The 25,898-nt window shown below is 72.4% G+C and carries 16 protein-coding genes and 1 pseudogene; 12 read left to right on the top strand and 5 right to left on the bottom strand.

Annotated features, from left to right (window positions below; translation table 11 throughout):
• Positions 1 to 43: 43 nt before the first annotated feature.
• Both IPJ59_RS17330 and IPJ59_RS17325 read right to left on the bottom strand, forming a co-directional pair.
• The gene (locus tag IPJ59_RS17330; protein ID WP_293272548.1) at positions 44 to 529 is read right to left on the bottom strand and encodes a YkgJ family cysteine cluster protein; all 486 of its coding nucleotides are present in this window, start codon (positions 527 to 529) and stop codon (positions 44 to 46) included.
• 8 nt (positions 530 to 537) lie between these two features.
• The gene (locus IPJ59_RS17325) at positions 538 to 2,757 is read right to left on the bottom strand and encodes a bifunctional salicylyl-CoA 5-hydroxylase/oxidoreductase (RefSeq protein WP_293272547.1); all 2,220 of its coding nucleotides are present in this window, start codon (positions 2,755 to 2,757) and stop codon (positions 538 to 540) included.
• 53 nt (positions 2,758 to 2,810) lie between these two features.
• On the opposite strand from IPJ59_RS17325, the gene IPJ59_RS17320 reads away from it, so the two are divergent.
• The 7 genes from IPJ59_RS17320 to IPJ59_RS17295 all read left to right on the top strand — a co-directional run bounded on the left by IPJ59_RS17320 (position 2,811) and on the right by IPJ59_RS17295 (position 13,211).
• On the top strand, positions 2,811 to 6,893 hold the full coding sequence (locus IPJ59_RS17320) for a hypothetical protein (protein WP_293272546.1): 4,083 nt from the start codon (positions 2,811 to 2,813) through the stop codon (positions 6,891 to 6,893).
• A gap of 16 nt (positions 6,894 to 6,909) precedes the next feature.
• Positions 6,910 to 8,235: a serine/threonine-protein kinase gene (locus IPJ59_RS17315; protein WP_366524625.1), complete on the top strand. Its 1,326-nt coding sequence runs from the start codon at positions 6,910 to 6,912 to the stop codon at positions 8,233 to 8,235.
• Between the two features lie 39 nt (positions 8,236 to 8,274).
• Positions 8,275 to 8,742 carry an ATP-binding cassette domain-containing protein gene (locus IPJ59_RS38715; RefSeq protein WP_463673367.1) on the top strand — a complete coding sequence of 156 codons (468 nt, stop codon included), beginning with the start codon at positions 8,275 to 8,277 and terminating at the stop codon, positions 8,740 to 8,742.
• Positions 8,688 to 9,218: an ATP-binding cassette domain-containing protein gene (locus IPJ59_RS38710; protein ID WP_463673366.1), complete on the top strand. Its 531-nt coding sequence runs from the start codon at positions 8,688 to 8,690 to the stop codon at positions 9,216 to 9,218. The genes IPJ59_RS38715 and IPJ59_RS38710 overlap by 55 nt, the downstream gene beginning before the upstream one ends.
• Before the next feature lie 33 nt (positions 9,219 to 9,251).
• Entirely contained in the window at positions 9,252 to 11,114 is a 1,863-nt protein-coding gene (locus IPJ59_RS17305) for a hypothetical protein (protein WP_293272544.1), read from the top strand.
• Positions 11,115 to 11,216: 102 nt separating this feature from the next.
• Positions 11,217 to 12,647 carry a DUF4476 domain-containing protein gene (locus tag IPJ59_RS17300; RefSeq protein ID WP_293272543.1) on the top strand — a complete coding sequence of 477 codons (1,431 nt, stop codon included), beginning with the start codon at positions 11,217 to 11,219 and terminating at the stop codon, positions 12,645 to 12,647.
• A gap of 120 nt (positions 12,648 to 12,767) precedes the next feature.
• On the top strand, positions 12,768 to 13,211 hold the full coding sequence (locus IPJ59_RS17295) for a hypothetical protein (RefSeq protein WP_293257296.1): 444 nt from the start codon (positions 12,768 to 12,770) through the stop codon (positions 13,209 to 13,211).
• A gap of 36 nt (positions 13,212 to 13,247) precedes the next feature.
• Here IPJ59_RS17295 and IPJ59_RS17290 read toward each other — a convergent pair whose 3' ends face one another.
• Both IPJ59_RS17290 and IPJ59_RS17285 read right to left on the bottom strand, forming a co-directional pair.
• A complete protein-coding gene (locus tag IPJ59_RS17290; protein WP_293272542.1) occupies positions 13,248 to 14,147 on the bottom strand; it encodes a hypothetical protein in 900 nt (299 codons plus the stop codon).
• A 213-nt stretch (positions 14,148 to 14,360) separates the two neighbouring features.
• Positions 14,361 to 14,900 carry a ChaN family lipoprotein gene (locus IPJ59_RS17285; protein WP_293272541.1) on the bottom strand — a complete coding sequence of 180 codons (540 nt, stop codon included), beginning with the start codon at positions 14,898 to 14,900 and terminating at the stop codon, positions 14,361 to 14,363.
• 298 nt (positions 14,901 to 15,198) lie between these two features.
• On the opposite strand from IPJ59_RS17285, the gene IPJ59_RS17280 reads away from it, so the two are divergent.
• The 3 genes and pseudogenes from IPJ59_RS17280 to IPJ59_RS17275 all read left to right on the top strand — a co-directional run bounded on the left by IPJ59_RS17280 (position 15,199) and on the right by IPJ59_RS17275 (position 18,143).
• A complete protein-coding gene (locus tag IPJ59_RS17280; protein ID WP_293272540.1) occupies positions 15,199 to 16,836 on the top strand; it encodes a 3-(methylthio)propionyl-CoA ligase in 1,638 nt (545 codons plus the stop codon).
• A 49-nt stretch (positions 16,837 to 16,885) separates the two neighbouring features.
• A pseudogene (locus IPJ59_RS37865) lies at positions 16,886 to 17,188 on the top strand (Y-family DNA polymerase); the annotation flags it as partial.
• On the top strand, positions 17,103 to 18,143 hold the full coding sequence (locus tag IPJ59_RS17275; protein WP_366524612.1) for a Y-family DNA polymerase: 1,041 nt from the start codon (positions 17,103 to 17,105) through the stop codon (positions 18,141 to 18,143). The pseudogene IPJ59_RS37865 and the gene IPJ59_RS17275, both read left to right, overlap by 86 nt.
• Before the next feature lie 58 nt (positions 18,144 to 18,201).
• On the opposite strand, the gene IPJ59_RS17270 is transcribed toward IPJ59_RS17275, so the two are convergent.
• Positions 18,202 to 19,515: a porin family protein gene (locus IPJ59_RS17270; RefSeq protein ID WP_293272538.1), complete on the bottom strand. Its 1,314-nt coding sequence runs from the start codon at positions 19,513 to 19,515 to the stop codon at positions 18,202 to 18,204.
• A 116-nt stretch (positions 19,516 to 19,631) separates the two neighbouring features.
• Here IPJ59_RS17270 and IPJ59_RS17265 point away from each other — a divergent pair, with 116 nt between their 5' ends.
• Together IPJ59_RS17265 and IPJ59_RS17260 are read left to right on the top strand one after the other, a co-directional pair.
• On the top strand, positions 19,632 to 21,209 hold the full coding sequence (locus tag IPJ59_RS17265; protein ID WP_293272537.1) for an Ig-like domain-containing domain: 1,578 nt from the start codon (positions 19,632 to 19,634) through the stop codon (positions 21,207 to 21,209).
• 70 nt (positions 21,210 to 21,279) lie between these two features.
• A complete protein-coding gene (locus tag IPJ59_RS17260; protein ID WP_293272536.1) occupies positions 21,280 to 25,578 on the top strand; it encodes an alpha-2-macroglobulin family protein in 4,299 nt (1,432 codons plus the stop codon).
• The last annotated feature ends 320 nt before the right edge of the window (positions 25,579 to 25,898 follow it).

Here is a 25,898-nt window from a genome sequence, read left to right as displayed (position 1 = left end):
CCGCGCCCGCGGGCCGCGCCGATCAGCACGCGACCGCGCCGGATCACCCGGTCGTCGCCACGCGGCCGGCCTCGCGATCGAAGTGGCGGCCGATCTGGCGCGCCGCTGCGCCCACGGCCGCGCTGGCGGACGCCGTCAGCGTGCCCGCGCGAGCCTCCACCCGCGCCCGCCGCAGGGGCGCACCATGGCCCGGCGGCAAGGCGTCCGCCAGCGCGCCCAGCAGCGCCTGCGTCTGCACGACCACCGCCAGCGCCTCTTCGAGCCCGACCTCGTCGGCCGCCAGCGCCGCGTGCAACATGCAGCGATAGCCGCGACAGCCCTGCGGACGCTCGTCGTAGATCGTGCAGCAGTTCCCCGCCAGCGCCGCGCAGCGCTGCTCCACCACGGGCAGGCGATCGCCGCGGGCGAGCAGCGGCAGCCCGCGGCGCCTGAGCAGGGCGACCTCGTCGGCCAACAGAGGCACCTGCGTGAAGAGATTGCCGTCGCAGCACAGGCCGCAGCTCGTGCACAGGCGCGAGAGCGGGTCCATCGCAGTGCCTACCGCGCCGCCAGATACTGCGGCGGCCACACCACCCCGGGCCCGCGATATCCCTGCTCGAGCGCCGCCCGCAGCGTGAAGTGCGGGTCGAGCAGGTGCGGCCGGGCCAGCGCGCACAGGTCGGCCCGCCCCGAGGCCACGATCGTATTGACCTGATCCCAGTCGCTGATGTTCCCGACCGCGATCGTGGCGATCCCCAGCGTATTGCGGATCTGGTCGCTGAACTGGGTCTGGAACATGCGGCCATACACCGGCCGCCCCTCCGGCGAGGTCTGCCCCGTAGACACATCGATCAGGTCGGCGCCCGCCGCCTGCAGCATGCGCGCGACCTCGACCGCGTCGTCGCCCGTCAATCCGCCATCGATCCAGTCGGTCGCCGAGATCCGCACCGACATCGGCCGCGCCGCCGGCCACGCCGCCCGCACCGCCGCGAACACCCGCAGCGGGAAGCGCATGCGCCCGGCCAGATCGCCGCCGTACTCGTCCTCGCGCTTGTTGCTGAGCGGCGAGATGAAGCTCGACAGCAGATATCCGTGGGCCATGTGCAGCTCGAGCAGGTCGAAGCCCGCCTCCGCCGCCAGCTCCGTCGTGCGCACGAAGTCCGCGAGCACCCGCGCCATGTCGGCCTCGTCCATCGCCCGCGGCGTGGCGAAGCCCGGCGCCCACGCGATCGGCGACGGCGCCAGCAGCTCCCACGCCTGCGCGCTCGCCAGCGGCAGGTCCGGCCGGTCCCACTGGTTCTGCGTCGCCCCCTTGCGCCCCGCGTGGCCGATCTGCACCCCGATCTTCGCCGCCGAGCGCGTGTGCACGAACTCCACCACCCGCCGCCACGCCGCCGCGTGCTCCGGCGCGTACAGCCCGGCGCAGCCCGGCGTGATGCGCCCGGTCGGCGACACGTCCGTCATCTCCGTCATCACCAGCCCCGCCCCGCCGAGCGCCAGCCCGCCGAGGTGCACCAGGTGCCAATCGTTGATCAGCCCCTCCGCCGCCGAATACTGGCACATCGGCGACACCACCACGCGATTGTGCAGGGTCAATTCACGCAGGCGAAACGGCGCGAACATCGGCGGCCCCGCGCTCGCGCCGGCCTGGGCCGCGAACCAGCGGTCGACCCCTGCCACGTAGCCCGCGTCGCGCACGCGCAGGTTGCCGTGGGTCACCCGCTTGCTGCGCGTCATCATGCTCAGCACCAGCTGCTCCGGCGCCATGTGCTTGTAGCGCGAGATGTCCTCGAACCACGCCTGGCTCACCCGGGCCGCCCGCTGCAGCTTGGCCACATCGAGCCAGCGGCCCTCGTGATAGTCGGCCAGCGCCGCCGGCACCTCGCCGGGGTGGCGCTCCAACGCGGCGACCAGCGCGATCGCGTCCTCCATCGCCAACTTGGTCCCCGAGCCGATCGAGAAGTGGGCCGTGTGCGCCGCGTCGCCGATCAGCACCGTGTTGCCGTGCCACCAGGTCTTGCACGAGATCGTGCGAAAGCAGATCCACGCCGACTTGTTGGTCATCAGGCGGTGGCCCTGCAGCTCCGGGGCGAACAGCGCCTCGAGGTACGCGACGCTGTCCTCCACGCTCGCCGCGTCGAGCCCCGCGCGCCGCCAGGTCTCCGCGTCGGTCTCGACGATGAAGGTGCTGGTCTCGGCGTCGAAGGGGTACGCGTGGACCTGAAACAGCCCGTGCTCGCTGTCGCGAATAATGAAGGTGAAGGCCTCGAAGCGGCGGGTCGTGCCGAGCCAGATGAAGCGCGCCTTGCCCGGCTCGATCGTCGGCTGGAACACGTCCTCGTGGGCCGTGCGGATCTTGCTGTTGATCCCGTCAGCCGCGACGACGAGGTCGTACCCCGCGAACTCGGCCAGCGCCTCGCTCTCGCGCAGGAACTCGAGCCGCACCCCGAGCTCCACGCAGCGCTCCTGAAGGATCTGCAGCAGGCGCCGGCGGGCGATGCCGCAGAAGCCGTGCCCGCCCGAGCGGATCACCTCGCCCTTGAAATAGGTGTCGATGTTGTCCCAGCGCGCGAAGGCCTCGGTGATCTGGCGGAAGCTCTCCGCGTCGGCCTCCCGGAAGTGGCCCAGCGTCTCGTTCGAGAACACCACGCCCCAGCCGAAGGTGTCGTCGGCACGGTTGCGCTCGACGACCGTGACCTCGCAGGCCGGCCGCGCCTTCTTCATCAACAGGCTGAAGTACAGCCCCGCAGGACCACCACCGATGACAGCGATCTTCACGCGGCCGATGGTAGACGTGCCCCACGTCGTTGCAAGTGAGAACACTCGCGCAATTGCCACGCGCGCAACCCATGCGGGCGGGGCTCGCGTGTATCCTCGCAGCGCCGCATGACCTCGCCGACCCACAGCACCGATCGTCGCAGCGCCGCATGACCTCGCCGACCCGCGAAAAGACCAGCGACGCGCTCCTGCTGCTCGCCTTCTTCCTCTCCGGCGCCGCCGCTCTCGGCTACGAGCTGCTGTGGACCCGGCTCCTCACCCTCGCCCTCGGCAGCGAGACCGTCGGCGTGCTCGCCACCCTCGCCGGCTTCTTCGGCGGCATGGCCCTCGGCGCCGCCGCCCTCCACCGCCGCGCCGAGACCTCGCACAACCCTGTCCGCCTGTTCGTCACCCTCGAGCTCGTCGCCGCCGGCTTCGCCGTCGCCTCGCCCTTCCTCCTGCACGCCCTGTCCCGCTCGCTCCCGCCGCTGCTCGGACCGATCACCGCGGGCGACCAGGGCGCCAGCCTCGTCGTCGCCGTCCTGGTCGCCACCCTCGTCCTCCTGCCCGGCACCGTCTGCCTCGGCGCCACCCTGGCCGCCCTCGTCGTCGCCCGCCGCCGCGCCCTCGCCGACGACGCCGACCCCCGCGGCCTCGGCCGCCTCTACGCGGCCAACACCGCCGGCGCCACCGCGGGCGTGCTGCTCGCCGTCTACCTGGTCCTGCCCGCCCTCGGCTACGCCCTCGGCGCCCTCGTCCCCGCCGCCCTCGGCCTGGCCGCCGCCGCCCTCGCCCACCACTGGGCCGCCGGCCGCGACCTGTCCCCGCGGCCAGCCCAGCCTGTCCCCACGGACCTGTCCCAACAGCCAGCCCATCCTGTCCCCACGGACCTGTCCCAACAGCCAGCCCATCCTGTCCCCACGGACCTGTCCCAACAGCCAGCCCATCCTGTCCCCACGGACCTGTCCCCAAAGCCATCCGTCATCGACACCAGCCGGGACCCCGACCCCGACCTCCTGCGCGAGCCCTGGCTGCTGTTCGCGCTCACCTTCGGCAGCGGCCTCGCGGCGGTCGGCCTCGAGGTCGTCGGTGTCCAGGTGCTCGCGCAGAACCTCGAGAACACGGTCTACACCTTCGCCAACATCCTGGCCGTGTTCCTGATCGGCAACGCCCTCGGCGCCGCGATCTACCAGCGCCTCGCCGCCCGCGCGCTCGCGGGCCGGCCCGCGGGCGTCACCCTCGCCCTGCTCGCCAGCCTCGCCGCCCTCGTCGTCCCCGCCGCGCTGGTCCTGCACGCCTCCCCGGACCTGCTCGCCGCCCTCGCCCCGGACCACTCGAGCCTCGCCCGCGCCGTCGCGGCCGAGCTCGCGATCGCCGCCCTCGTGTTCCTCCCCGCCACCCTGGTCATGGGCGCCCTGTTCGCCCACGTCACCGGCCTGCTCGTCGCCGCCGGCCGCGGCGTCGGCCGGGCCTACGCGCTCAACACCCTCGGCGGCGCGCTGGCCCCCTTCCTCTTCGGCCTCTACGCGATCCCCCGGGCCGGCTACGCCGACGCGCTCTACGCCGTCCTCTACCTCTACCTCGGCCTGTTCGGCCTGTTCGGCTACTACCGCCGCTTCCACCCCGCGCTGCTCGTCGGCGGCGCGCTCGCGCTGGTCGCCCTCACCACTGCCGGCCCCCGCTCGCTCGCCCTCCTCGCCAGCGAGCCCGGCTGGACCACGCTCGAGCAGCACGAGACCCTGCACGGCCTGGTCCTCGTCAGCGAGCGCCAGGAGCCCGGCACTCCGGCGGTCAAGGCCCCGCCGCTGCGCCGCCTGCAGGTCGGCAAGCACTTCAAGATGGGCGGCGCCTTCAGCTTCGGCGAGCACCGCATGGGCCAGCTGTGCAGCATGCTGGCCGCCGCCAGCGCGCCACCGACCACGGACGGGGCTGTCCCAAAGGCCATGTTCCTCGGCATCGGCACCGGCGCGACCATGGGCGCCGCGCTGCGCATGAGCCCGGCGCAGGCCGACGGCGTCGAGCTGGTCCCCGAGCTGCTCACGGTCCTCCCGCGCTTCGCCGCGATCAACCACGACCTCGCGACCCGCCCGAACACCGCCCTGTACGCCGCGGACGCCCGCCGCTTCGTGGTCGCCAGCCAGACCAGCTACGACCTCGCCCTCGCCGACCTGTTCCACCCCGGCCAGGACGGCGCCGGCTCGCTCTACGCCGAGGAGCACTTCGCCGCCGTCCGCGACCACCTGCGCCCCGGCGCCGTGTTCTGCCAGTGGCTCCCGCTCTACCAGCTCGGCCCCGACGAGCTGCGCACCGTCGTCCGCACCTACCTCGCCGTGTTCCCCGAGGTCCACGCCTTCCTCGGCATCTACAACACCCGCACCCCCTCGCTCGCGCTCGTCGGTCGCGTCCCGACCCCCGACGCGCCCGCCCTCCGCCTGCGCCGCGAGACCCTCGATGCCCTCGCCGCGACCCCCGGCGCCACCCTCGACCTCCGCGACCTGCTCGCCTCCTACCTGGCCGATGGGACAGCCCTGCGCGACTGGGCCGGCGAGGGCCCGCGCAACACCGACCTGCGCCCGCGCGTCCTGTTCGACGCCCCCGCCACCGCCTACCTCGACGACCCCGAGCTCGGCGCCCGCAACCTCGAGTCGCTGCTGCCCCTGCGCCCGCCCGAGCCGACCGTGCTCCTCGCCGGCGCGCCGACCCGCGAGCTGCAGGCCGGCGTGCGCAGCTACACCGCCGCCGCCGACCTCTACCTGCGCGCCGAGCTGGCCCGCGGCGCCGATCACCGAGCTCGCCGCGCTCCCGGCCGCCGCCGCCGAGCTGCTCGTCCAGGCCTACGAGGCCGACCCCGGCTTCGCCCCCGCCCGCGGCCCGCTCTACGCCCTCGCCAGGGTCCCGACCCTCGCCGAGCTCGTGCTCCCGCGCATGCTGGCCCGCACCCCCGACGAGCCCCGCGTGCACGAGGCCTGGCTGCGCCACCTCCAGAGCACCGGCGACCGCGCCCGCTTCGAGGCCGCCCTGCGCGACGCCCAGACCCGCTTCCCGCAGCCGACGCCGGCGCAACCCTGAAGCGCCAGCGTCAGCGCAGCGCCTGGGCCAGGCTGACGAGCCCACCCACGACGCCGAACAGGATCACGACGTCACCGAGCACCACCATCCACCAGTTGCGCAGGGTCACACCGGCCACGCTCGCACCCATCATCAGCACCGAGCCCGTCAACAGCGACCACACGGCCGGGCCGATGAACGGCCGCTGCGCCTCCGACACCCCGGCCAGCGGCACCATCGCCACCAGCGCGAACACCAGCCCGAAGAAGAAGCGCGCCAGCAGCCGACCCACGCCAGCATACCCGCGCAGCCGCGAGATCGCCGGCACCAGCAGCTGCACCAGCCCGGCCAGCGGCAGCAACCACAGGCTCACCCGCGCCAGCGACAGCAGCCGCGCCGCGAGCCGCATCTCGTCCGCCTTGTCGACCCCGAGGTCCGCCGCCGTGCCGAGCAGCTCGGTCGACGCCGCGGCCAGCCCCGAGAGCTTGAGCAGGCTCGGCGTCTCGATGAACGCCTCCATCGCCTGCAGCGCCGGCTCGACCAGCGGCTGCACCGCGGCCATCTCGCGCGACGACTCGATCTGCGCGCGCAGCCCCCGAGCCCCGGACATCTCGCGGCGCACCTCCCCGCGGCCCTCCTCGCTGACCATCGGCAGGAAGAACGCCGCGATCAGCAGCGCCCCGCCGAGCCCCGCCACCACCTTCGACACACTCACGGGCTTCTCGTCGGCCATGCGCCACTCTACCCCGACCCGGACCGCCCCGGCGAGCGCGATCACGGCCCACGAAGCGCCGCAGCTCCGGCGTCGGGTCGTCGATCCTCACGACATCGGGGTCGCCCCGATATCAAAGTACCAACATTCCCCGCGTGGCCGCCGCCCGACCCCGACAATCATCATACTCCCGCCGCCCCACGACCCCCGCCGCCCGTGCCATAACCACCGCCGTGCCCGTCGACCCCGCCCGCCTCGCCGCCTGCTTCGACGAGGCCGCCCCGCTGGACGCGGCCGGCCGCGCGGCGCTGCTCGCCGGCCTGGACGACCCGGCCCTGCACGACGCCCTCGCCCGCCTGCTCGCCCACGACCGACCACCACCGCCGGCCACCTCTGAACCTGTCCCCACGGACATGTCCGAAGGCACCCGCGTCGGCGAGCTGGTGATCCTCGGCAAGATCGGCGCCGGCGCGACCAGCACGGTCCACGCCGCCCGCGACTTGGCCCTGGACCGCACCGTCGCCGTCAAGCGCCTCGCCGACGCCGTCCCCTGGGACAGCGCCGAGCTCCGCGAAGAGGCCCGCGCCCTCGCCCGCCTCTCGCACCCCAACGTGGTCCAGTTGCACGAGCTGCGCGAGCACGCCGGCGAGCTGCTGCTGGTGATGGAGCACGTCCAGGGCGCCCCGCTCGGCGCCTGGGCCCGCCAGGCCCCGCGCAGCTGGCGGACCCTGCTCGGCGTGCTCCTCCAGGCCGGCCGTGGCCTCGCTGCCGCCCACGCGATCGGCATCGTCCACGGCGACTTCAAGCCCGACAACATCCTCGTCGGCGACGACGGCCGCGTCCGCGTCGTCGACTTCGGCCTCGCCCGCCTCGTCGCCGGCAAGGCCGAACCAGGCGAGCGCCGCGGCTTCGCCGGCACCCCCGCCTTCATGGCCCCCGAGCAATTCACCGGCCAGCGCGGCGACGCCCGCAGCGACCAGTTCAGCTTCTGCGTCACCCTCTACACCTGTCTCTTCGGACAGCCACCATTCCCGGCCAGCAGCATCCCGGAGCTGGCCGACCGCCTCACCGCGCCGCCGGAAGCACCGCCCGCCAACGAGCTCCCGCCGGCCCTGCTCGCCGCGCTGCTCCGCGGCCTCGCCCGCGCCCCGGCCGACCGCTGGCCCGACATGGACGCCCTGCTCGCCGCGCTCGAGCGAGAGCACACCCGCGACCCCGAGGACGACCTCCGCGTCGGTCGTCGCCAGCGCCGCGTCGTCACGGTCGGCCTCCTCGTCATCGCCCTCGGCGTCGACACCTACGTGTTCCTCCGCCCCGACGCCGCCCCCTCTCAGCTCACCCCGCGCGACCTCGTGGTCTTCATGATCGCGGTCCTGGTCCTGCTCTCCGCGCTGGTCGCCGGCTTCTGGCGCAGCCTCAAGCAGAACCGCGCCAACCGACAATTGATCGGCGCCGTCCTGCTCGCGCTCGTCGCCGTGCTCGCGCACCGCCTCTTCGGCCTCGCCCACGCCACCCCGCCGCCAAACACCCTCGCCGTCGACCTCCTGATCATGGCGACCTGCTCGGCCGTGACCGCCCTGACCTTCCGCCGCCAGTTCGCCGCCCCCGCCCTGATCTTCCTGCTCGCCGCCGTGACCGCGGCCCTCGCCCCCGCGCGCGCCCCGGCTGTGTTCTCCGCCTGCGGCCTCACCACCTTCGCGCTCGTGCTGCTGTGGTGGCCTCGCGACGGCGAGCTGTAGCCGGAATCTCCCGCGCCTGTGATACGTTGCCGGCCACGCATGCGCGTCGAGCTCCGCGACCTCGGGAAGACCTACGACGGCGAGCGCTGGGCCGTCCGCGGCCTGACCCTCACCATCCCCAGCGGCTCGATCGTCGGCCTCATCGGCCCCAACGGCGCCGGCAAGTCGACCACCCTGCGCATGCTCGCCACGGTGCTCGCGCCCAGCGACGGCAGCATCGCCTTCGACGGCGTTACACCCGGCCCCGACAAGACCGCCCTGCGCCGCCAGATCGGCTTCCTCGGCGACGGCAACCCGCTCTACAAGCATATGTCGCCGGCCGAGTATCTCCGCTTCTTCGGCCAGTGCTTCAAGCTCCCGCCCGCCGAGCTCGAGCCCGCGATCGACGAGATGCTCACCACCTTCGATCTCACGGAGCGCCGCGACACCCCGCCGGCGCCCTGTCCAAGGGCATGCGCCAGCGCCTCCTCATCGCCCGCTGCCTGCTCCACGGCCCCCGCCTGCTGATCCTCGACGAGCCCGCCGACGGCCTCGACCCGCGCGGCCGCAGCGACCTGCGATCGATCCTCGCCCGCACCCGCGAGCGCGGCGTCACCGTGCTGATCTCCTCGCACATCCTCCGCGAGCTCGACGACCTCTGCGATCAGACCGTGATCCTCCAGCAAGGCAAGCTGGTGGTCGCCGGCGAGGTCGCCGACATCATCGAGCGCTACGAGGTCCGCCGCTTCGTCTACCAGCTCCGCCTGCTCGCCGGCGGCCCCGCGGCCCGCGAGCTGCTCGCCCGCCGCCGCGTCCTCGTCGAGGCCGAGGGCGTCGAGGACGGCTGCGAGACCCTCTCCATCCAGGTCCAGGGCGGCGAGGAGCTGATGGCCGACATCCTCGCCGAGCTCTGCGCCGCCGGCGTCCGCGTCGTCACCGTCAGCCGGGTACGCAGCCGCCTCGAGGACGTTTACAATCGCATCTCCGACGATCGCGTGGCCTGACGCCGGGTCGACGCGAAGCAAGAGGACGCCCCAATGTCACGCAAGCTCCACGCCGCCGCCCTGCCCTTCGTCTCGCGCGCCCTCCGTGGCGGCCGCAAGCTGCGCTACAGCGCCGTCGCCCTGCTGCTCGCGCTGCTGTCCGTGATCCTCGGCGCCTGGCTCGCGCTCGGCGACGGCCCCCTCGAGCACGAGCTGCGCGTCGGCTTCAAGCTCGAGCACCCGCGCCACGTCCAGGAGCTGCTCCGCTACAAGATCTTCGCCGAGGATGAGTACGACCTGAACGATCTCCGGGCCGCCGCCGACCGCCTCAGCGACGACGCCACGCTGCTCCGCATCGCCGAGGGTCGCTTCGAGCCCAGCGGCTACGCCGAGCACCGCGTCCACGAGCGCATGTCCGAGGCCCTGAGCCTCATCACTCACGACCCCGCCCTCCTGCACGCCGTCGACCCCGCCCTCCACGACGCGTGGGAGGCCCTACGCGCCCGCCACGGCCTCCCGCAGCGGCCCTTCATCCGCGGCTACGTCGCCTGGACCAACGACCTCCTCGCCGAGCAGCTGCGCACGATCATCGCCAACGACCTCCGCCCCGAGCTCACCCTCTACCGCTCGCCGCTCACCGCCGCCGACGCCCTCCGCGTGATCGGCCTGGTCGCCGGCGCCATGATGATGCTCCTGCTCATGCTCTTCGCCCCCGTGATCGCCGGCACCCAGATGGCCCAGGAGGTCCACGACAACACCCTCCAGCCGCTCACCGGCACCGCCCTGTCCGCCCGCGAGCTGGTCCTCGGCCTCAGCCTCGGCCCGGCCGCCGTCGTCGCCCTGCTCGCCGCCCCGCAGCTGATCCTGTTCCTCGCCGCCGCCCTCGCCGTCGGTCAGGTCCTACCCGCGCTCGGCCTGCTCGCCGCAGCCCTCGCCGCCAGCGCCTTCCTCACCGCCCTCGCCCAGCTCGCCGGCCTCGCCCTCGGCCGCCAGCGCAGCCCCAGCATGCTCGCCATGGCCCTCACCGGCGTGCTCGTGCCGCTCACCTTCGCCGGCGCCCTGCTGGCGCTCGAGCTGCCCGCCCGCGCCCTCGGCGTGCTCGCCCTCCTCCCGCAGGCCGCCGCGTCCCACCTCCTGCTCGAGTCCTTCATCCCCGCCGGCACCCTCATGCGCGCCGAAAACCTCGGCCCCGAGCTGCTCGGCGACGCCATGTTCGCGGTCCTCGTCAACACCGCCGGCATGCTCTGCTTCGCCTACCTCGGCCTGCGGGCGCTCGAGCGCCGCGTCGGCGAGCTCGCACCCAGCGCCCTCAGCCGCGGCGAGGCCCTGATCGGCGCCCTCGTCAGCACCCTGCTCATCACCATCGCCAACCCCTGGACCGAGAGCCGCTACCACGACCCCGGCGAGTTCTACCTGCTGAACCTCGGCATCGCCCTCGTCCCGCTGAGCCTGCTCCTGATGCTGCGCGTCCCCCAGGCCGAGACCCCCACCGCCCTGCGCCGCGTCCCCGTCGCCCCGCTGCTCGCCGAGTTCGCCGTCGGCATCGCGGTGTTCCTCGCCGTCAGCACCGCCTGCATGGGCCCGGAGCACCTGCACGTATTCACCAGCCCCGTCGCCCTCGCCTACTTCGTGTGGACGATCGCCATCGCCGCCCTGCTGACGATCCGCGTCGCCGCCCTGCCGATGTCCCTGCTCGCCAAGATCTGGGCCGGCGTGTGCGTGCTGGCGCTCGGCGTCAGCTTCCTGCACACCGCCGAATGGGCCCACCACCCGCACTCGGGCGCCGACAAGATCCTCGGCTTCGCCGCCGTCAGCCCCCTGCTCGGGCTGATCCAGGCCGTCATGCTGGTCGTCATCCCCGTCGTGCTGCTGCGCGCCATCCGGCACCCCGCCACCACCGCCCCGCGCCCCGACTGAAGATGTGATCCGCCGCGAGCGCGCGAGCGCGCACGTCGACCCGTGTGCTTCGTCATTCGCTGCGCGCGCCGGCGTCGCCAGTGGCAGTGCGAAACTTCCCCGGTGCGACAGTCCCTGCTGCCCCTCCTCGCCCTCTTCGCCGCCTGCGGCACGGCTCGGCTCGCCAATCAGTCGGCCACGGTCGTCTCCTCGGCCTCGGTCTACCTGCGCAACACCTTCGACACTGACCCATCGATCTACGTCGGCCGCTTCGTCCCCGCCGGCGTCACCGACCTCGATGAATCGAACACCCTGGCCCTGGCCTGTTCCAAGCACATCACCACCCGCTTCATCGAGGGCGGCGGCGTCCACTTCTCGGAGGACCTGACGGTCAGCACCGCCGTCGCCGCGCGGATCGGCATCCCGGTGGTCGCCGACGTCTCGGCCAGCCACAGCCAGAGCCGCAGCGCCCGCGCCGATTATGTGCTGACCGGCAAGATGGTCGCCGAGATCGCCGACCCCGAGGCCTTCGCCGCCTGCTGCAAGGCCCAGCCCGACCAATGCACCGACCGCTTCATCGGCGAGTTCATCCAGGGCACCGGCTCCCTCCTCCACAGCGCCGCCCGCGACACCAAGGTCAACGCCTCCGGCACCAACCCGAGCAGCGGCATCAGCGGCTCCGGCGGCCTCGACAGCTCCGCGCAATGGCAGCGTGTCGCCGAGTTCGCCAACCCCGTCTATTTCGCCTTCAAGATCAACCCCACCGCCTACGCCCAGGGCGCCGTCGACACCTGCCCGAGCTGGGCCACCACCGTCCCCACCGCCGAGGGCGGCGTCTACGTCGTCGGCCGCAGCGACAACCTCCGCTCGGAGCAGCGGGCCCGCAACGACGCCCTCGGCAACGCCAACGCGATGGCGATGCAGTCCGCCGGCCTCGCCTACGGCAGCCTCGGCAACGCCCCGATGCCGATCCGCACCGAGGCCTGGTGCGTCACCACCACCCCGGTCCGCCGCTCCGTCCGCTACGCCGCCCGCGTCCTCGCCTTCGTCTCCAACGAGAGCATCGCCGAGGCCAAGAAGACCGCCGAGGCCCTCGCCATCGCCGAACGCGAGGCCGCCGCCAAGCGCGAGGCCGCCGCCGCCGTCGAGCGTGAGGCCGCCGCCAAGCGTGAGGCCGCCGCCGCCGCCGAACGCGAGGCCGCCGCCAAGCGCCAGCCCGCATCTCCCCCGCCCACCGATCCCACCACCACGACCCCCGTCACCACCACGACCACGCCGCCCGCCGCCCCCAGCGACTTCGACAAGGTCGTCGCCGCCATCAACGCCGAGTCCTTCTCCGCGGACAGGCTCTCGGCCCTCGAGTTCACCGCCAAGAACGTCCGCCTCAGCGCCGCCGAGGCCCGGACGATCCTCGACCTCTTCGCCTACAGCAGCGACAAGATGACCGCCCTCAAGCTGCTGCGCGACAAGATCACCGACCCCAAGTGGAACGTGCTCCTCGGCACCTTCGCCTCGTCGATCGACCGCGACGAGGCCCGCAAACTCGCCCCCTGAGCCACCCCGCGATCACCTGGCCATCACGCAACTCCGCGTCAAACGTTCCGGAATGAGCGGACCGCTAACCGCGCAAGACTTGCAAATCACCCTTCAAGGACTCACGAGCGCATGACTAAAATGAACCTCCCCACAGGTCGGTTTCACGGCGTCCCCTACTCGAAAATGGCAGCCGGTTTCGAGTTGCCCGTGATGGATGCCTACGAGAGCAATTTGCCCCACTCTCCGAGTCTGAAGTACTACCTGGCCCATCAGTGGGACGGGAACCTCGTGCTGTATCGGTCGTCGGGACGCAAAGCGCTCTGGGCGTCGAACACGATGGGTGGCGAGAAGCGGGCGCGAAAATTGCTCATGCAAGGCGATGGCAATTTTGTCCTCTATTGGACTAGCCCTAATATTGGTTCGTACTCCCCGACATCGATGGAAGGCTTCCACCCGAGGTGGTCGACGAACACGCACGGCAACCCCGGCGCGTTCCTGGCGCTTCAGGATGACGGCAATTTGGTCATTTACACCGCCGACAATACTCGCGCCTTATGGGCATCGGGCACCAACGAGCATTGAGCACTTCCAGCGCCTCGCCCCTGCGCCCCCAGCTGCTCAGCGCAGCGTGAGCCCGGGGCGCTCGCTGCGGAGCTGGGCGCGTGCCGCGGGGCCGAGGGCTTCGGGTTCGACCTCGAGGGTGTGCAGGGCGGGGAGGGCCTGCACGGCGGCGAGGATGTCGGGCTCGCGGGCGGCCGTGTCGCGGAGATTGAGTGTTTCGAGGTCGGCGAGGTCGGCGATGTGGGCGAACCAGTCAGGCGGGAGGGGGCGGCCGGTGCTCCAGGCGGCGAAGTCGGCCTCGATGATGCGACCGTCGGCGACGACGATTCGCGCCTGGCGACGCAGAGCCTCGTGGGTGACACCGGTGCGGTCGGGGACGGGCCAGTGAATGTGCACAGTTCGCGGGGTGTGGACGGTGCGTTCGACGAGGCGGTTTTGCTGCCACAGGTCCTCGGTGCCGGGCGCCCCTCGCCAGACGTTGGTGACGAGAAGGCCGCGCTCGGTCCATCGCCAGGTGCGCGTGCTGGCGGCGGCGTCGAGGGCGAGCGAGAAGCCGCCGGCGCGGCGCCAGGAGGCGACCCGTGCGCTCGCCTCGTCGGCGCTTGCGGCCATCTGCCCGGAGGGCGGCAGGTCCCAGCGCAGACCGTCGCGCTGCTGGTCCCATGCCCGGGAGATCCAGCAGCAGGGGAGCCCAGAGAAGACGCTGGTCAGGGTCGAGGACTCGTCGCCCTCGGCGTTGCTGAATTCGGTCACGTCGAGCGTGGCGACGTCAGGGAGGTCGGTGAGCGAACAGGCGAGGGCGTCGAGGGCCTCGGTGATGCGCCAGACGCTGCGGTTATCGGCATAACCCGAGAGGCGTACGCACAGGATCGCCACGCCGTCGCGCGTGGATCGGCTGTAGGCCTGGCGCGCGCGGGTCCCGGGGATGATCGTCCAGATCGTGCGTCGCTTCGTCACGTCGCCAGCTTGGGCCTTATCCCGCCCCCCCCACATACGCCACCACGTCCCCGCGCTCGCTATCCTCCGCCCGCAGCTGCTCCGCCGCCTCGGCCACCATCGACATCCGCCACACCTTCGCCTCCGGCGCCTTCGCCGGACCCGCTGATACAGCCCGCCCGCCCCGTCGACGTGAAGCTCCGACCACCTGCACCACTGGCCGCAGCCCGGCCGTCAGCGCCCGCACGATCGACCCCGCCATCGTCGCGTCCCCACGTTCTGGGCCCGGAAGAAGCCCTCCATCGTCGCCGCATCGACCCCGCCGTGCCCGCCCATCAGCGCCAGGAAGCCCTCACGATATGCCCCTCCGTCAGCGCCGCCGGCATTGTCGACCCACGCCTGCTGCTCCGACGGCAGCGCTCGCGGCGGCTCCAGCCCCTCGAGCCGCGCCCGCTTGACCAGCGCCCGCGCCGTGTTCGCCGCGATCACCGGCCGGCCCTTTCGCTTCGCCGCCTCGATCATCCGGCGATGACCCGGCGGATAGCTGTGATCGCCCTCGAGCTGCGCCGCCTTTCGAAACACGGCCTCGCTGGTCTCCCCGCGCAGGTATGCATCGACCACTCCCTGCTGATCGCGCGTCAGGCTCTCGAGGCTGAGCGCCGCCTTCTCGCCCGCCGGGCTCGCCAGCAGCTGCTCGAACAGCGTCGCCGCCAGCCCGAGCCCGAGCGGGTGCTCGTGCAGCTCGCCGATCAGCACCACATCGCTCGCGGCCATCGCCGACAGCAGCTGCGGCACTCCCTGCGCCGCCCCGCCCGGCGCCGCGAACAGCCGCGCCTCGCTCAGCGTAGGCGCCTGTGTCGGGGCCCCTGTCGGAGTTCGTGTCCCCTGTCCGCGGCAGCCCGCCAGCGTCAACGAAGCCGCCGCGACTCGCACCCACCCACGACGTGAAAGCCCGGCACGCCGCGAATCTCGCACAGCCGCGCGCCCCACACAACCACCGCGGCGACCACCGCGACCGACCGCGATTGACCTTTGCCCGCGACCCTCCTAGCGTCCCGGCATGCGCGGCCTGATGCACGACTCTCCCCTCCTCATCTCCTCATTGATCCGCCACGCCGCCCGCGTGTTCGGCGATCAGGAGCTGGTGACCCGCAGCGTCGAGGGCCCGATCCACCGCACCAATTACCGCGAGCTGCACGTACGCGCCCAGCAGCTCGCCGGGGCCCTCGTCGCCCTCGGCGTGCAGCCCGGCGACCGCGTCGCCACCCTCGCGTGGAACACCAGCCGCCACGTCGAGGTCTACTTCGCCGTCTCCGGCATCGGCGCCGTGTGTCACACGCTGAACCCCCGCCTCGCGCCCGAGCAGCTCTGCTACATCCTCAACCACGCGGGCGACGTCCTGCTCTTCGTCGACCTCAGCTTCGTCCCCCACCTCGCCCGCCTCGGCCCGAACTGCCCCGCCCTGCGCAAGGTGATCGTCCTCAGCGACCGCGCCCACCTGCCCGCCGACCCCGATCTCCTCGCCTACGAAGATCTGCTCGCCGAGCACCCGCAGAGCTTCGCCTGGCCGAGCTTCGACGAGAACACCGCCTCGTCCCTCTGCTACACCTCCGGCACCACCGGCGAGCCCAAGGGCGTGCTCTACAGCCACCGCTCGACCCTCCTCCACTCCTTCGCCATCGCCCTCCCGGACCTCTTCAACCTCGGGGAGCACGAGACCGTGCTCCCCGTCGTGCCGATGTTCCACGTCAACGCTTGGGGCATCCCCTACGCCGCCGCCATGACCGGCACCCGCCTCGTGCTCCCCGGCCCCAAGCTCGACGGCGAGAGCGTCTACGAATTGCTCGAGTCAGAGCGCGTCACCATGACCGCCGGCGTCCCGACCGTATGGATGATGCTGCTCAATTATATGCAGCAGCACGGCAAGCGCTTCTCCACCCTGAAGCGCGTCATCGTCGGCGGCTCGGCCGCGCCCGAGGCCATGATTCGCACATTCCAGGACCAGTACGGCGTCGAGTTGCGCCACGCCTGGGGCATGACCGAGACCAGCCCGCTCGGCAGCTTCTGCTCGCTCACCCCGGCGATGAAGCAATGGCCCAAGGACCAGCAGGTCGCCGTCCAGCGCAAGCAGGGCCGCCCCGCCTTCGGCGTCGAGCTCCGCATCGTCGACGACGCCGGCACCGTCCTCCCCGAGACCGGCGAGGTCTCGGGCGACCTCCAGATCCGCGGCCCCTGGGTCTGCAGCGCCTATTATAAGCAGGAGGGCGAATCTCCCACCCATCATCCACAGGGCTGGTTTAGCACCGGCGACGTCGCCACCCTCGACCCCGCCGGCTTCATGCAGATCACCGACCGCTCGAAGGACGTCATCAAGTCCGGCGGCGAATGGATCTCCTCGATCACGCTCGAGCACCTCGCCATGGGCCACCCCGCCGTCGCCGAGGCCGCCGTCATCGGCGTCGCCCACCCCCGTTGGTTCGAGCGCCCCCTCCTCGTCATCGTCCTCCGCCCCGGCGCCGAGCTCGAACCCACCGAGCTCATCGACCACGTCGCCGCCCAGGTCCCCCGCTGGTGGCGCCCCGACGCCGTCGTCTTCGTCGACGCCCTGCCCCACACCGCCACGGGCAAGGTCTCCAAGCTGCTCCTGCGCCAGCAGCTCAAGGACTACAAGTTGCCCGACGAGCCCCAGGGCACCGGCGACGCGGCCTGAAATACCGCCCCCCGGACGCCCTCCGCGGCGTTATGCTGCGCCGCACTGAATGTCTGCGCAGCCCACCATCCTGCACGTCGACATGGACGCGTTCTTCGCCTCGGTCGAGATCCGCGACCGACCCGAGCTGCGCGGTCAACCGGTGCTCGTCGCCGGCGGCGGACGCCGCGGCGTGATCTGTGCCGCCAGCTACGAGGCGCGCCGCTTCGGCTGTCGCTCCGCCCAGCCGACCGGCCAGGCCCCTGCGCCTGTGCCCGCACGCCGTCGTGATCGCCCCGCGCCACGACGCCTACACCGAGTCTCGCGCCAGGTCTTCGCTATCTTCGAGCGCTTCACGCCGCTGGTCGAGGGCCTCTCGATCGACGGGCCTTCCTCGACCTCGGCGGCACCGGACGCCTGTGGGGCCACCCGCGCCCGCCGCCGAGACGATCCGCGCCGCCGTCCACGCAGAAACGCAGCTCACCTGCTCGGTCGGCATCTCGCGCGTGAAGTTCCTCGCCAAGATCGCCAGCGGCATGAACAAACCAAACGGCCTCACCGAGATCCCCGCCGGCACTGAGCTCGAGTTCCTCACCACCCTCCCGATCGCCGCCCTGTGGGGCGTCGGCCCGCGCACCCAGGAGAAGCTCGAGCGCCGCGGCGTGCACAGCGTCGGCGACCTGCGCAGCCTCGGCGAGGCCGAGCTGCAGCGCCACTTCGGCGCCCACGGCCTCCACCTCCACCGCCTCAGCCACGCGATCGACGAGCGCGCCGTGATCCCCGACCGCGCCGCGAAGTCGATCAGCAGCGAGGACACCTACGCCGACGACCTCGTCGGCGTCCCCGAGCTGCGCCGCCGCCTGCTCGCCCAGGCCACCCGCGTCGCCGACCGCCTGGTCGCCGAGGCCCTGCGCGCCCGCGTTATCCACCTCAAGATCCGCGACCGCCACTTCATCACCGAGACCCGCCAGTGCACGCTTTCGCGGCCCAGCGACTCCGCGCGCGAGCTCTACGACGCCGCCTGCCGCCTGCTCGACGCCGTCGAGACCGACGGCCGCAGCTTCCGCCTCACCGGCATCGGCGTCGCCGACTTCTCCCCACGCGACGCCACGACCACCACCCCACAACAGCTCGACCTCCTCGCCACGCCCGGCCCCACCACCGCACCCGCGAAAAGCGCCGCCCAGAACGCCGCCATCCAGGCCGCGCTCTCGGCGATCCGCGAGCGCCACGGCCACCAGGCCCTGTTCCCCGCCGACGCCGGCCACCAGCGAGGCAACGCCACCGGCGCCAGCACGCACCACCCGAACCAGCGCCGCCGCGGATAACGAATACCCACACTCAGAACATCAGACCATCGGCCGAATGTCCACAGCTCGCCCGCGCTCAGAACATCAGCTGCAGCTGCACCCGCACCTGATCCCCACGCCCGGTCGGCAGCGCCGGCCCCCAGGTATGGATATAGTCCGTCTGCAGCTTCACCGCGTGGCGAAAGAAGTAATAATTGAGCCCCGCCCCGACCTCATCGAGCCGCGCCAGGCTGCTCGCGCCGACGATCGGCGGCCGCACCCCGGCGTTGCGCGCCGACGCCTCGAGGCGCGTGCGCGGCACGAAGATGCCCATCTGCGCCGTCCACCCGAAGCCGTTGCGGGCCGCCTGCACCGATAAGGGCAGCCCCTCCTCGTCGCGCAGCCCGCCCGACTGCCGCCAGCCGCGGCGCCAGTACGCATCGGCCAGCACGGAGAACCCGGCCAGCTTGAAGCTCATATCGGCCGTGAAATTATGCGCGGACATCGTCCCGCCGTCGACGAAGCTCGTCCCCGCGATCGCCCGCGTGCGGTGGTCGCGGTCGCTGTATGCATACGCCGCCCCCAAACTCAGCTTCGGCCGCGTCAGCCGCTCGAAGTCCGGCTCGTTAAAATCCTCGAACATCCCCAGCGGCAGCAGCTCGACCCGGCCCATGTAGGTGAACCCGAAGTCGCCGGCCTTGTACCAGTCGTAGCCGTCGCCCATGAACACGCCCGCGTAGTAGCGCAGCAGCCCGAGCCCCGCGATATCCGGCGACGCCACCTGCAGGCCCATGTCCTGGTCGAGCGTGAACTCGTAGCTCGCCGTCGAGTTGTCGGCGAACTGCAGCCGCGGCAGCGGGGCCATGCGCTGGCGCGCGTAGGCCACGAAGAAGAAGCCCGCCTGCAGCTGCGCGTTCGCCAGCCGCGTCAGCGTCGCGTACCACTGGAAGATCGGTGCCCGCGTCGGCGCCCCGTCCTTGAAGCCGAGGTCCTTCGGCGCGAACATCAGGTGCGCGTAGTACTTGAGGTGCGGCGTGAACGCGTGCCCCTGCAGCACCACCCGCGCCCGCCGCAGCTCGAGGCTCGCCGTCCGCGCCGCCGCGCCGCTCACCGGCGTCTGCTCGTGCCGCCCGGTGAACAGCAGCTGCGCCCACATCGCGAAGTTCAGCGCGAAGCGGCCGTCCTGCGAGTGCAGCGTCACCCCGTTGCCGGGCTTGTAGCTGCCCGCCCCGAGCGGTCGCTCGGCCATCGCCTCGCGCTCACCCGCCGGCGCCAGCGGAGACGGCGGCCGCGGCGGACCCGTCGGCGCGGGCGGATTGGCCCGCGCCAGCGGAGCCCACGTCAGCGTCGCCCCGACCGCGATGGCCCACAACCAGGCCACGGATCTCCCCGAGCGTTCGCGAGGCAGCACGCGCCGGGAGCTTCGCCGATCGCCCCGGTGCCTGTCCACCGCGGGCAACTTTCGCGGCCGCGCGTGGTCCCTGCCCCGCCCCGGTTCCACCGCGCCAGGCATGCTCCGGAGTCCGTATGTCCCGCTCTCTCGTCGTCACAGCCCCCCGCGTGCTCGCCATGCTGCTCGGCGCCCTCGCCTTGCCCGCCTGTCACGGCCCGAGCAAGCCAGCGCGGCCCGACGACCCGAACGCACCGACCGACATCCATTCCCTCGCGACCTTCGACCCCGCCGCGGTCGGCCCCGGCGCGCCGCCCAAGCCCGGCCCGGCCCGCCCGCTCGACGTCCTCGACTACGGCCCCTCCGGCCGCAGCGAGGGCACCGGCGAGATCCACGTCCGCTTCAACCAGCCCGTCGTCGCCCTCGAGCTCGCCGACCGCACCGGCCTGGACAAGCTCTTCACGATCGATCCCCCGCTGCCCGGCAGCGCCTACTGGAAGTCCCCCGACCTCCTCGTCTACGCCCCCAATTCGAGCCCCGCCGAGTGTCAAACGTACACCGTGCGCTTCGCCGGCGGCGTCGTCGCGCTCAGCGGTCAACGCTTCGATCGCCCGCTCACGTGGAGCTTCGAGACCCCGCGGCCCACGGTGGTCCGCTCCGAGCCCGCCTCGCAGCCGATCGTCGACGAGGTCGACGACCCCGCCGACGGCAGCGAGGGCGAGGTCCACCGCCGCGACAGCGTCGTGCTCGTCGAGTTCGACAACCCGGTCGCGATCAAGGAGGCCCAGGCCCACATCCAGGCGCTCGCGCGACCGATCGGCCGCGCCGGTAGCAAGCTCCCCGGCAAGCCCGTGCCGGTCCGCGTGCGCAAGCCGAGCAAGGCCGAGCGCGAGCGCTTCCACGGCTACGACCGCGAGGACGACCGCCACCTGGTCGCCGTGCAGGCCCGCAACCTCTGGCCCGGCAGCAGCGAGGTCGTGCTCTCCGTGACCCCCGGCCTGCGCAGCGAGGCCGGCCCGCTCCCGCTCGACACCCCGTGGTCGATGGTGTTTCGCACCTACAGCGCCCAGTCGATCGTGCGCATGGGCTGCCCCGTCGATGACCCCTGCGGCCTCGAGCCGATCACGCTGCGCCTGCGCAACCCGATCGAGGAGTCGCAGCTGCGCAAGATCAGCGTCACCCCCAAGCCCAAGTTCCTGCAGATCAACAGCTACGACAATTGGGGCGAGGGCGGCCACGAGATCGTCATCGAGGGCCAGTTCGTCCCCGAGACCACCTACGCGGTCCACATCCCGGCCAGCGTGCGCGACATCTACGGCCAGAGCATCGCCGGCGGCGCGACCCGCGAGGCCCGCATCGCCGCCCGCCCGACCATCGGCCTCTCTGGCGCCTCCGGCATCCTCCGCGTCGGCGAGCCGCAGACCATCGGCGTCGAGTCGCGCCACGTCAAGGCCGTGCGCGTGCGCCTCGGCGTCCTCTCCGACGAGGAGATCCAGAAGCTCCCGCTCGACGGCGACACCACCGCGATCATGGCCGTCGGCTTCCCCGGCCGCGTCGTCGAGCGCAGCTACACCCTCACGCCCACCGGCAAGGCCGACTGGTCCTCGCTCTCCCTCGACCTCGCCGACCTCTCCGGCAACGCCCGCCGCCCCGTGCTCGTCGAGGTCAGCGCCAGCGAGCTGACCCCCGCCGGCAGCAAGCACGACCTCCCCTGATCTCGTCCGCGGCCTGTTTCGCCTCACCGACCTCGGCCCCGTCGCCACCGTCTCGCTGCCCGCCTCGAGCGTGCAGGTGCTGCGCCTCTCCGACGGCGCGCCGGTCTCCGGGGCCACGATCTACCGCCCCGACCCGAACACCAGCGGCAAGCTCCTCAGCCTCGGCGCCACCGACCGCGACGGCCTGCTCGCCCTCCCCGCCTCGCTGCTCCCAGCCCGCGACCGCAACTACCCCAATACGCCCAGCCGCGTCCCCACCGGCACCCAGGCGCTCCGCCTCACCGTCGTCGACCCCGCCCACGACGACCACGCCCACCTCGACATCGTCGCCCCCTACCTCCGCGACCTCTCCGCCCGCGACGCCGACAAGCCCACCCCGCTGCGCCCCGGCGAGCGCCTCATCGCCCGCGTCGTCAGCGAACGCGGCGTCTACCGCCCCGGCGAAAAAGTCCGCGTCGTCGGCTGGTCCGCCGTCGACACCCCCTTCGCGCGCAGCAACCTCGGCCGCCTCAAGGCCGGCACCCCGGTCGTCTTCACCCTCAAGGACCCCTTCTCCAAGGTCGTCGCCACCCACGCGACCCGCACCACCGCCGAGGGTAAGTTCTGGGCCGAGCTGCCCGTGCCCGCCGAGGCCGCGCTCGGCGGCTACAGCGTCATCGCCGAGCTCGCGGGCACCAGCGTCACCGCGAACGTCAAGGTCGAGGACTACCGCGTCCCCGAGTTCACCGTCGAGGCCAGCGCGCGCCGCCCTGACATCCTCGCCGGCGAGTTGGTCGCGGTCGACGTCCACGCCAGCTACTATTTCGGCGGCCCGGTCCAGATCCAGCGCCTCAGCCGGCGCCTCGACTGCGACTACCAGCGCTACCGTCCACCTGGCCTCGAGGACATCTGGAGCGTCGGCGAGCCGCCCCCGCACAACGTCCGCTACCGCAGCAACGGCCCGCGCGTGATCGAGGGCATCCCGACCGGGAGCGTGCAGCGCACCGGCCACCGCGAGATCCAGCTCGGCAACAACCTCGACCAGCCGCGCTACCCCGCCCGCTGCACCGCCAGCGTCGAGGTCCAGGACGCCTCGATGCAGGGCATCGGCGCCGAGGCCGGCTTCGCCGTCCACCCCGCCGCCTTCTACCTCGCCCTCGCCGCCCCACGCGGCTACCACCAGGCCGGCGAGCAGGGCCTCAAGGTGCCCATGCGCGCCGTCGCCGTCGCCGGCCCGCGCGTCGCTGTCCCCGGCGCCGAGCTGCAGATCACCCGCAGCTGGACCGAGCGCAGCTACAAGACCGAGGGCGGCAAGCAGGTGTTCGACCGCTGGGTCGAGCGCAGCGAGAAGCTGGGGCTCTGCAAGCAGGACCTCCCGGCCGAAGGCGCCGACCCGAGCTGCCCGCTACCCCCGCTAAAAGAGGGAAACTACGAGCTTCGCGTCCACGCCAGCGAAGCCGGCAGCACCCGCGTCGCCCACACCGTCACCAACTTCCACGTCTACCCGAAGAACCCCTACCGCGACATCAGCTGGCGCAGCCGACCGATCGATCGCCTCGAGGTCCTCACCGACAAGCAGGAGCTGCGCCCCGGCGACACCCTCGAGGTCGCCGTGCGCGGCCCCTGGCCCGGCGCCCGCGGCAACCTCGTGGTCGCCCGCGGCGGCATCCGTGACACCTACCCCGTCGTGCTCACCGACAAGGAGCACATCTTCAAGTTCACCGTCGACGACACCTGGACCCCCGGCGTGTACTTCCAGGCCAGCGTCATCCAGCCGCCTGGACCCAACCACCGCCAGCCCGAGGTCGAACGCGCCAGCGCCCAGGTCCGCCAGGACTTCGCCCACCGCCGCCTCAAGGTCGCCGTCGACGCGCCCGCCAAGGCCAGCCCCGGTCAGCAGGTCGAACTCGCCGTGCGCGTGAGCGACGAGCAGGACCGCCCGAGCAGCGCCCGCGTCGCCCTGTGGGCCGTCGACGAGGCAGTCCTCGACCTCACCGCGCACGAGATCCCCGACCTCCTCCCCGACTTCATCCCCCGCCGCGACGCCGAGCTCAGCGCCCGCGACGACTACAGCCGCATCCTCTACCCCTACTTCGTCGTCCCCGACGACCCGTGGTTCTCCCCCTACGGCAGCCTCAGCGGCAGCGGCTCAGGCACCGGCTACGGCCGCGGCGCCGGCGGTGGCATGAGCGGCCGCTCCGGCGCCGCCATCGGCCCGCCCCCCGCACGCAGCCGCTTCGAGACCACCCCCGTGTTCCTCGCCGACCTCGCCGTCGACGCCAGCGGCGAGGCCCGCGTCAAGGCCAAGCTCCCCGACAACCTCACCACCTTCCGCATCACCGCCGTCGCCTCCGCCCGCCTCGTCGACGGCGTCTCGCCCGGCCGCTTCGGCAAGAACGACACCCGCACCGTCGTCACCGCCCCGCTGGTCCTGCGCGCCGCCCTGCCCCGCCAGCTGCGCCCCGGCGACACCGCCGAGCTGGCGGCGATCGTCCAGAACAACACCGGCAGCGCCGGTCGCCTCAGCGTCACCGCCAAGGTGGTCGAAAAGCCAGGTACCGAGGGACATGTCCTGAAGCTCAGCTCACCCGCCAGCGCCAGCGCCGAGGTCGCCGACGGCGACCAGGCCCGCCTCACCTTCGCGATCAACGCGCTCGGCCCCGGCGCCCCCGAGTTCGAGCTGCAGGCCGCGTTGACCCCGAGCGGCGGCGGCAAGCCGATCACCGACGGCCTGCGCCTGCCCCTGCCCGTCGCCGCCGAGCGCACCCTCACCGAGCGCGTCGCCGCCTACGGCACCGTCACCGACGACCAGGCCATCGCCATCCCGATCAAGATCCCCACCGGCGTCCTGCCCGGCCACGGCGGCGTCACGATCGCCACCACCTCCACCCTCCTCGGCGGCCTCGAGGACGCCGTCCACGCGCTCGTCCAGTACCCCTACGGCTGCGTCGAGCAGACCTCGTCGCGCCTGCTCCCGATCACCGTGCTCGGCGCTCTCGGCCGCGACTACCCGCTCGGCATCCCCGACACCAAGGAGTACATGCGCAGCGGCGTCGAGCGCATCCTGTCGATGCAGACCGACAGCGGCGGCTTCGCCTACTGGCCCGGCGGCCAGCAGGTCCACGTCTACGCCTCCGCCTACGCCACCTGGGTGCTCCAGCTCGCCAAGCAAGGCGGCCACCCCGTCCCCGAGCTCGCCCTCACCCGCGCCCTCGACGACCTCGCCCGCCGCATCGACAAGCTCGAGCTCGCCACCACCCCCGTCGACTGGGGCTACTCCGACGGCGTCCGCGTCGCCATCGGCCTCCACGTCCTCGCCGACGCCGGCCGCAACGTCAGCGAGCAGGCCGCCGCGCTCTACACCCTGCGCCAGCGCCTGCCGCTGTTCGCCCGCGCCTTCCTGCTGATGGCCATGCACCGCGGCGACCCCCAGGGCCCCGCCGTCCGCGGCCTCGCCTCCGAGCTGCTCGGCAACATCCGCGAGCTGCAGGCCACCGCCCACACCGGCGAGGGCGGCAGCTACGAGCTCGACGAGTTCTTCGCCTCCGACGGCCGCAGCGACGCGATCACATTGATGGCCCTGCTGCGCGTGCAACCCGATCACCCGATCGTGGTGAAGCTGGCCCGCGGCCTGCTCGAGCGGCGCCTCGGCGGCGCGTGGCGCAACACCCAGGAGAACGCCTACGCCCTGGTCGCCCTCGCCGACTACGCCCGCGTCTACGAGGCCGAGCTCCCCGACTTCCGCGCCCGCGCCTGGGTCGCCGGCGCCAACGTCCTCGACGCCAAGTTCACCGGTCGCGAGCTCGCCGCCAAGACCGGCGAAATCTCGATGGCCAAGATCCTCAGCCTCCCCAAAACCCCCGGCGAGCAGCTGCTCCCCGTCATCCTCCAGCGTCAGGGCCAGGGCCGCCTCTACTACCGCCTCGGCGCCGAGTGGGCCCCCGCGCAGGCCGACCTGCCCGCGCGCAACCAGGGCTTCGTCGTCACCCGCAGCCTCCGCACCAGCAGCGGCAGCGCGACCACCACCGTCCCCGCCGGCGAGCCGATCGCCATGGACATCACGATCACCAGCGAGACCCGCGTCCGCTACGTCGTCCTCGACCTCCCGCTCCCCGCCGGCCTCGAGGGCGTGTCACGCACGCTCGGCAAGGGCCGCGGCGCCGCCGTCCTCGGCGGTGGCGGCCGCGGCTGGTGGGTCTCGCACGAGGAGCAGCGACCCGACCGCGTCGTCGTGTTCGCCGACGACCTCCCTCCCGGCACCCACCACCACACCGTCGACCTCCGCTCGACCAGCCGCGGCGGCTTCAACTTCCCGCCCGCCGTCGCCGAGGCGATGTACATGCCCGAGGTCTACGGCCGCAGCAACGGCGCCCGCCTCGAGGTCCGCTGACGGGTCGCGTCGCCCCGCGACAAGGAGTCCTCACGCTCGCCGCGAGGCGGTCCGCGAGATCGAGGCGACGCGGAGTCCTCACGCGAACGATCGCCGCGAGGCGGTCGGCGAGATCGCGACGGACGGAGTCCTCATGCGCACGATCGCCGCGGAGCCACGCCTGGCCGCGAGCGTCAAGCCCAGCGCCAAACACCGCAGCTCATCGCCGGGGCCGCGTGGTTTTCATCGCGCCCAGGTCACGGCTCGCGGTCCGATCGTGACAGTGCTTACCAAGTAATCACAGCGGAGCAGCCTCGCTCACTCGAACATAACTGCTGTCG

Source organism: Nannocystis sp. (assembly GCF_016714285.1).
Lineage (GTDB): Bacteria > Myxococcota_A > Polyangia > Nannocystales > Nannocystaceae > Nannocystis.
This window is presented reverse-complemented; position numbering and strand designations above follow the sequence as displayed.

Excerpts from the sequence above, each read along its gene's own strand:
- IPJ59_RS17330 (WP_293272548.1), bottom strand. The coding sequence starts at position 529 with ATGGACCCGCTCTCGCGCCTGTGCACGAGCTGCGGCCTGTGCTGCGAC.
- IPJ59_RS17315 (WP_366524625.1), top strand. The coding sequence starts at position 6,910 with ATGTCCGAAGGCACCCGCGTCGGCGAGCTGGTGATCCTCGGCAAGATC.
- IPJ59_RS38715 (WP_463673367.1), top strand. The coding sequence starts at position 8,275 with ATGCGCGTCGAGCTCCGCGACCTCGGGAAGACCTACGACGGCGAGCGC.
- IPJ59_RS38710 (WP_463673366.1), top strand. The coding sequence starts at position 8,688 with ATGCGCCAGCGCCTCCTCATCGCCCGCTGCCTGCTCCACGGCCCCCGC.
- IPJ59_RS17305 (WP_293272544.1), top strand. The coding sequence starts at position 9,252 with ATGTCACGCAAGCTCCACGCCGCCGCCCTGCCCTTCGTCTCGCGCGCC.
- IPJ59_RS17295 (WP_293257296.1), top strand. The coding sequence starts at position 12,768 with ATGAACCTCCCCACAGGTCGGTTTCACGGCGTCCCCTACTCGAAAATG.
- IPJ59_RS17285 (WP_293272541.1), bottom strand. The coding sequence starts at position 14,900 with ATGGCCGCGAGCGATGTGGTGCTGATCGGCGAGCTGCACGAGCACCCG.
- IPJ59_RS17280 (WP_293272540.1), top strand. The coding sequence starts at position 15,199 with ATGCACGACTCTCCCCTCCTCATCTCCTCATTGATCCGCCACGCCGCC.
- IPJ59_RS17265 (WP_293272537.1), top strand. The coding sequence starts at position 19,632 with ATGTCCCGCTCTCTCGTCGTCACAGCCCCCCGCGTGCTCGCCATGCTG.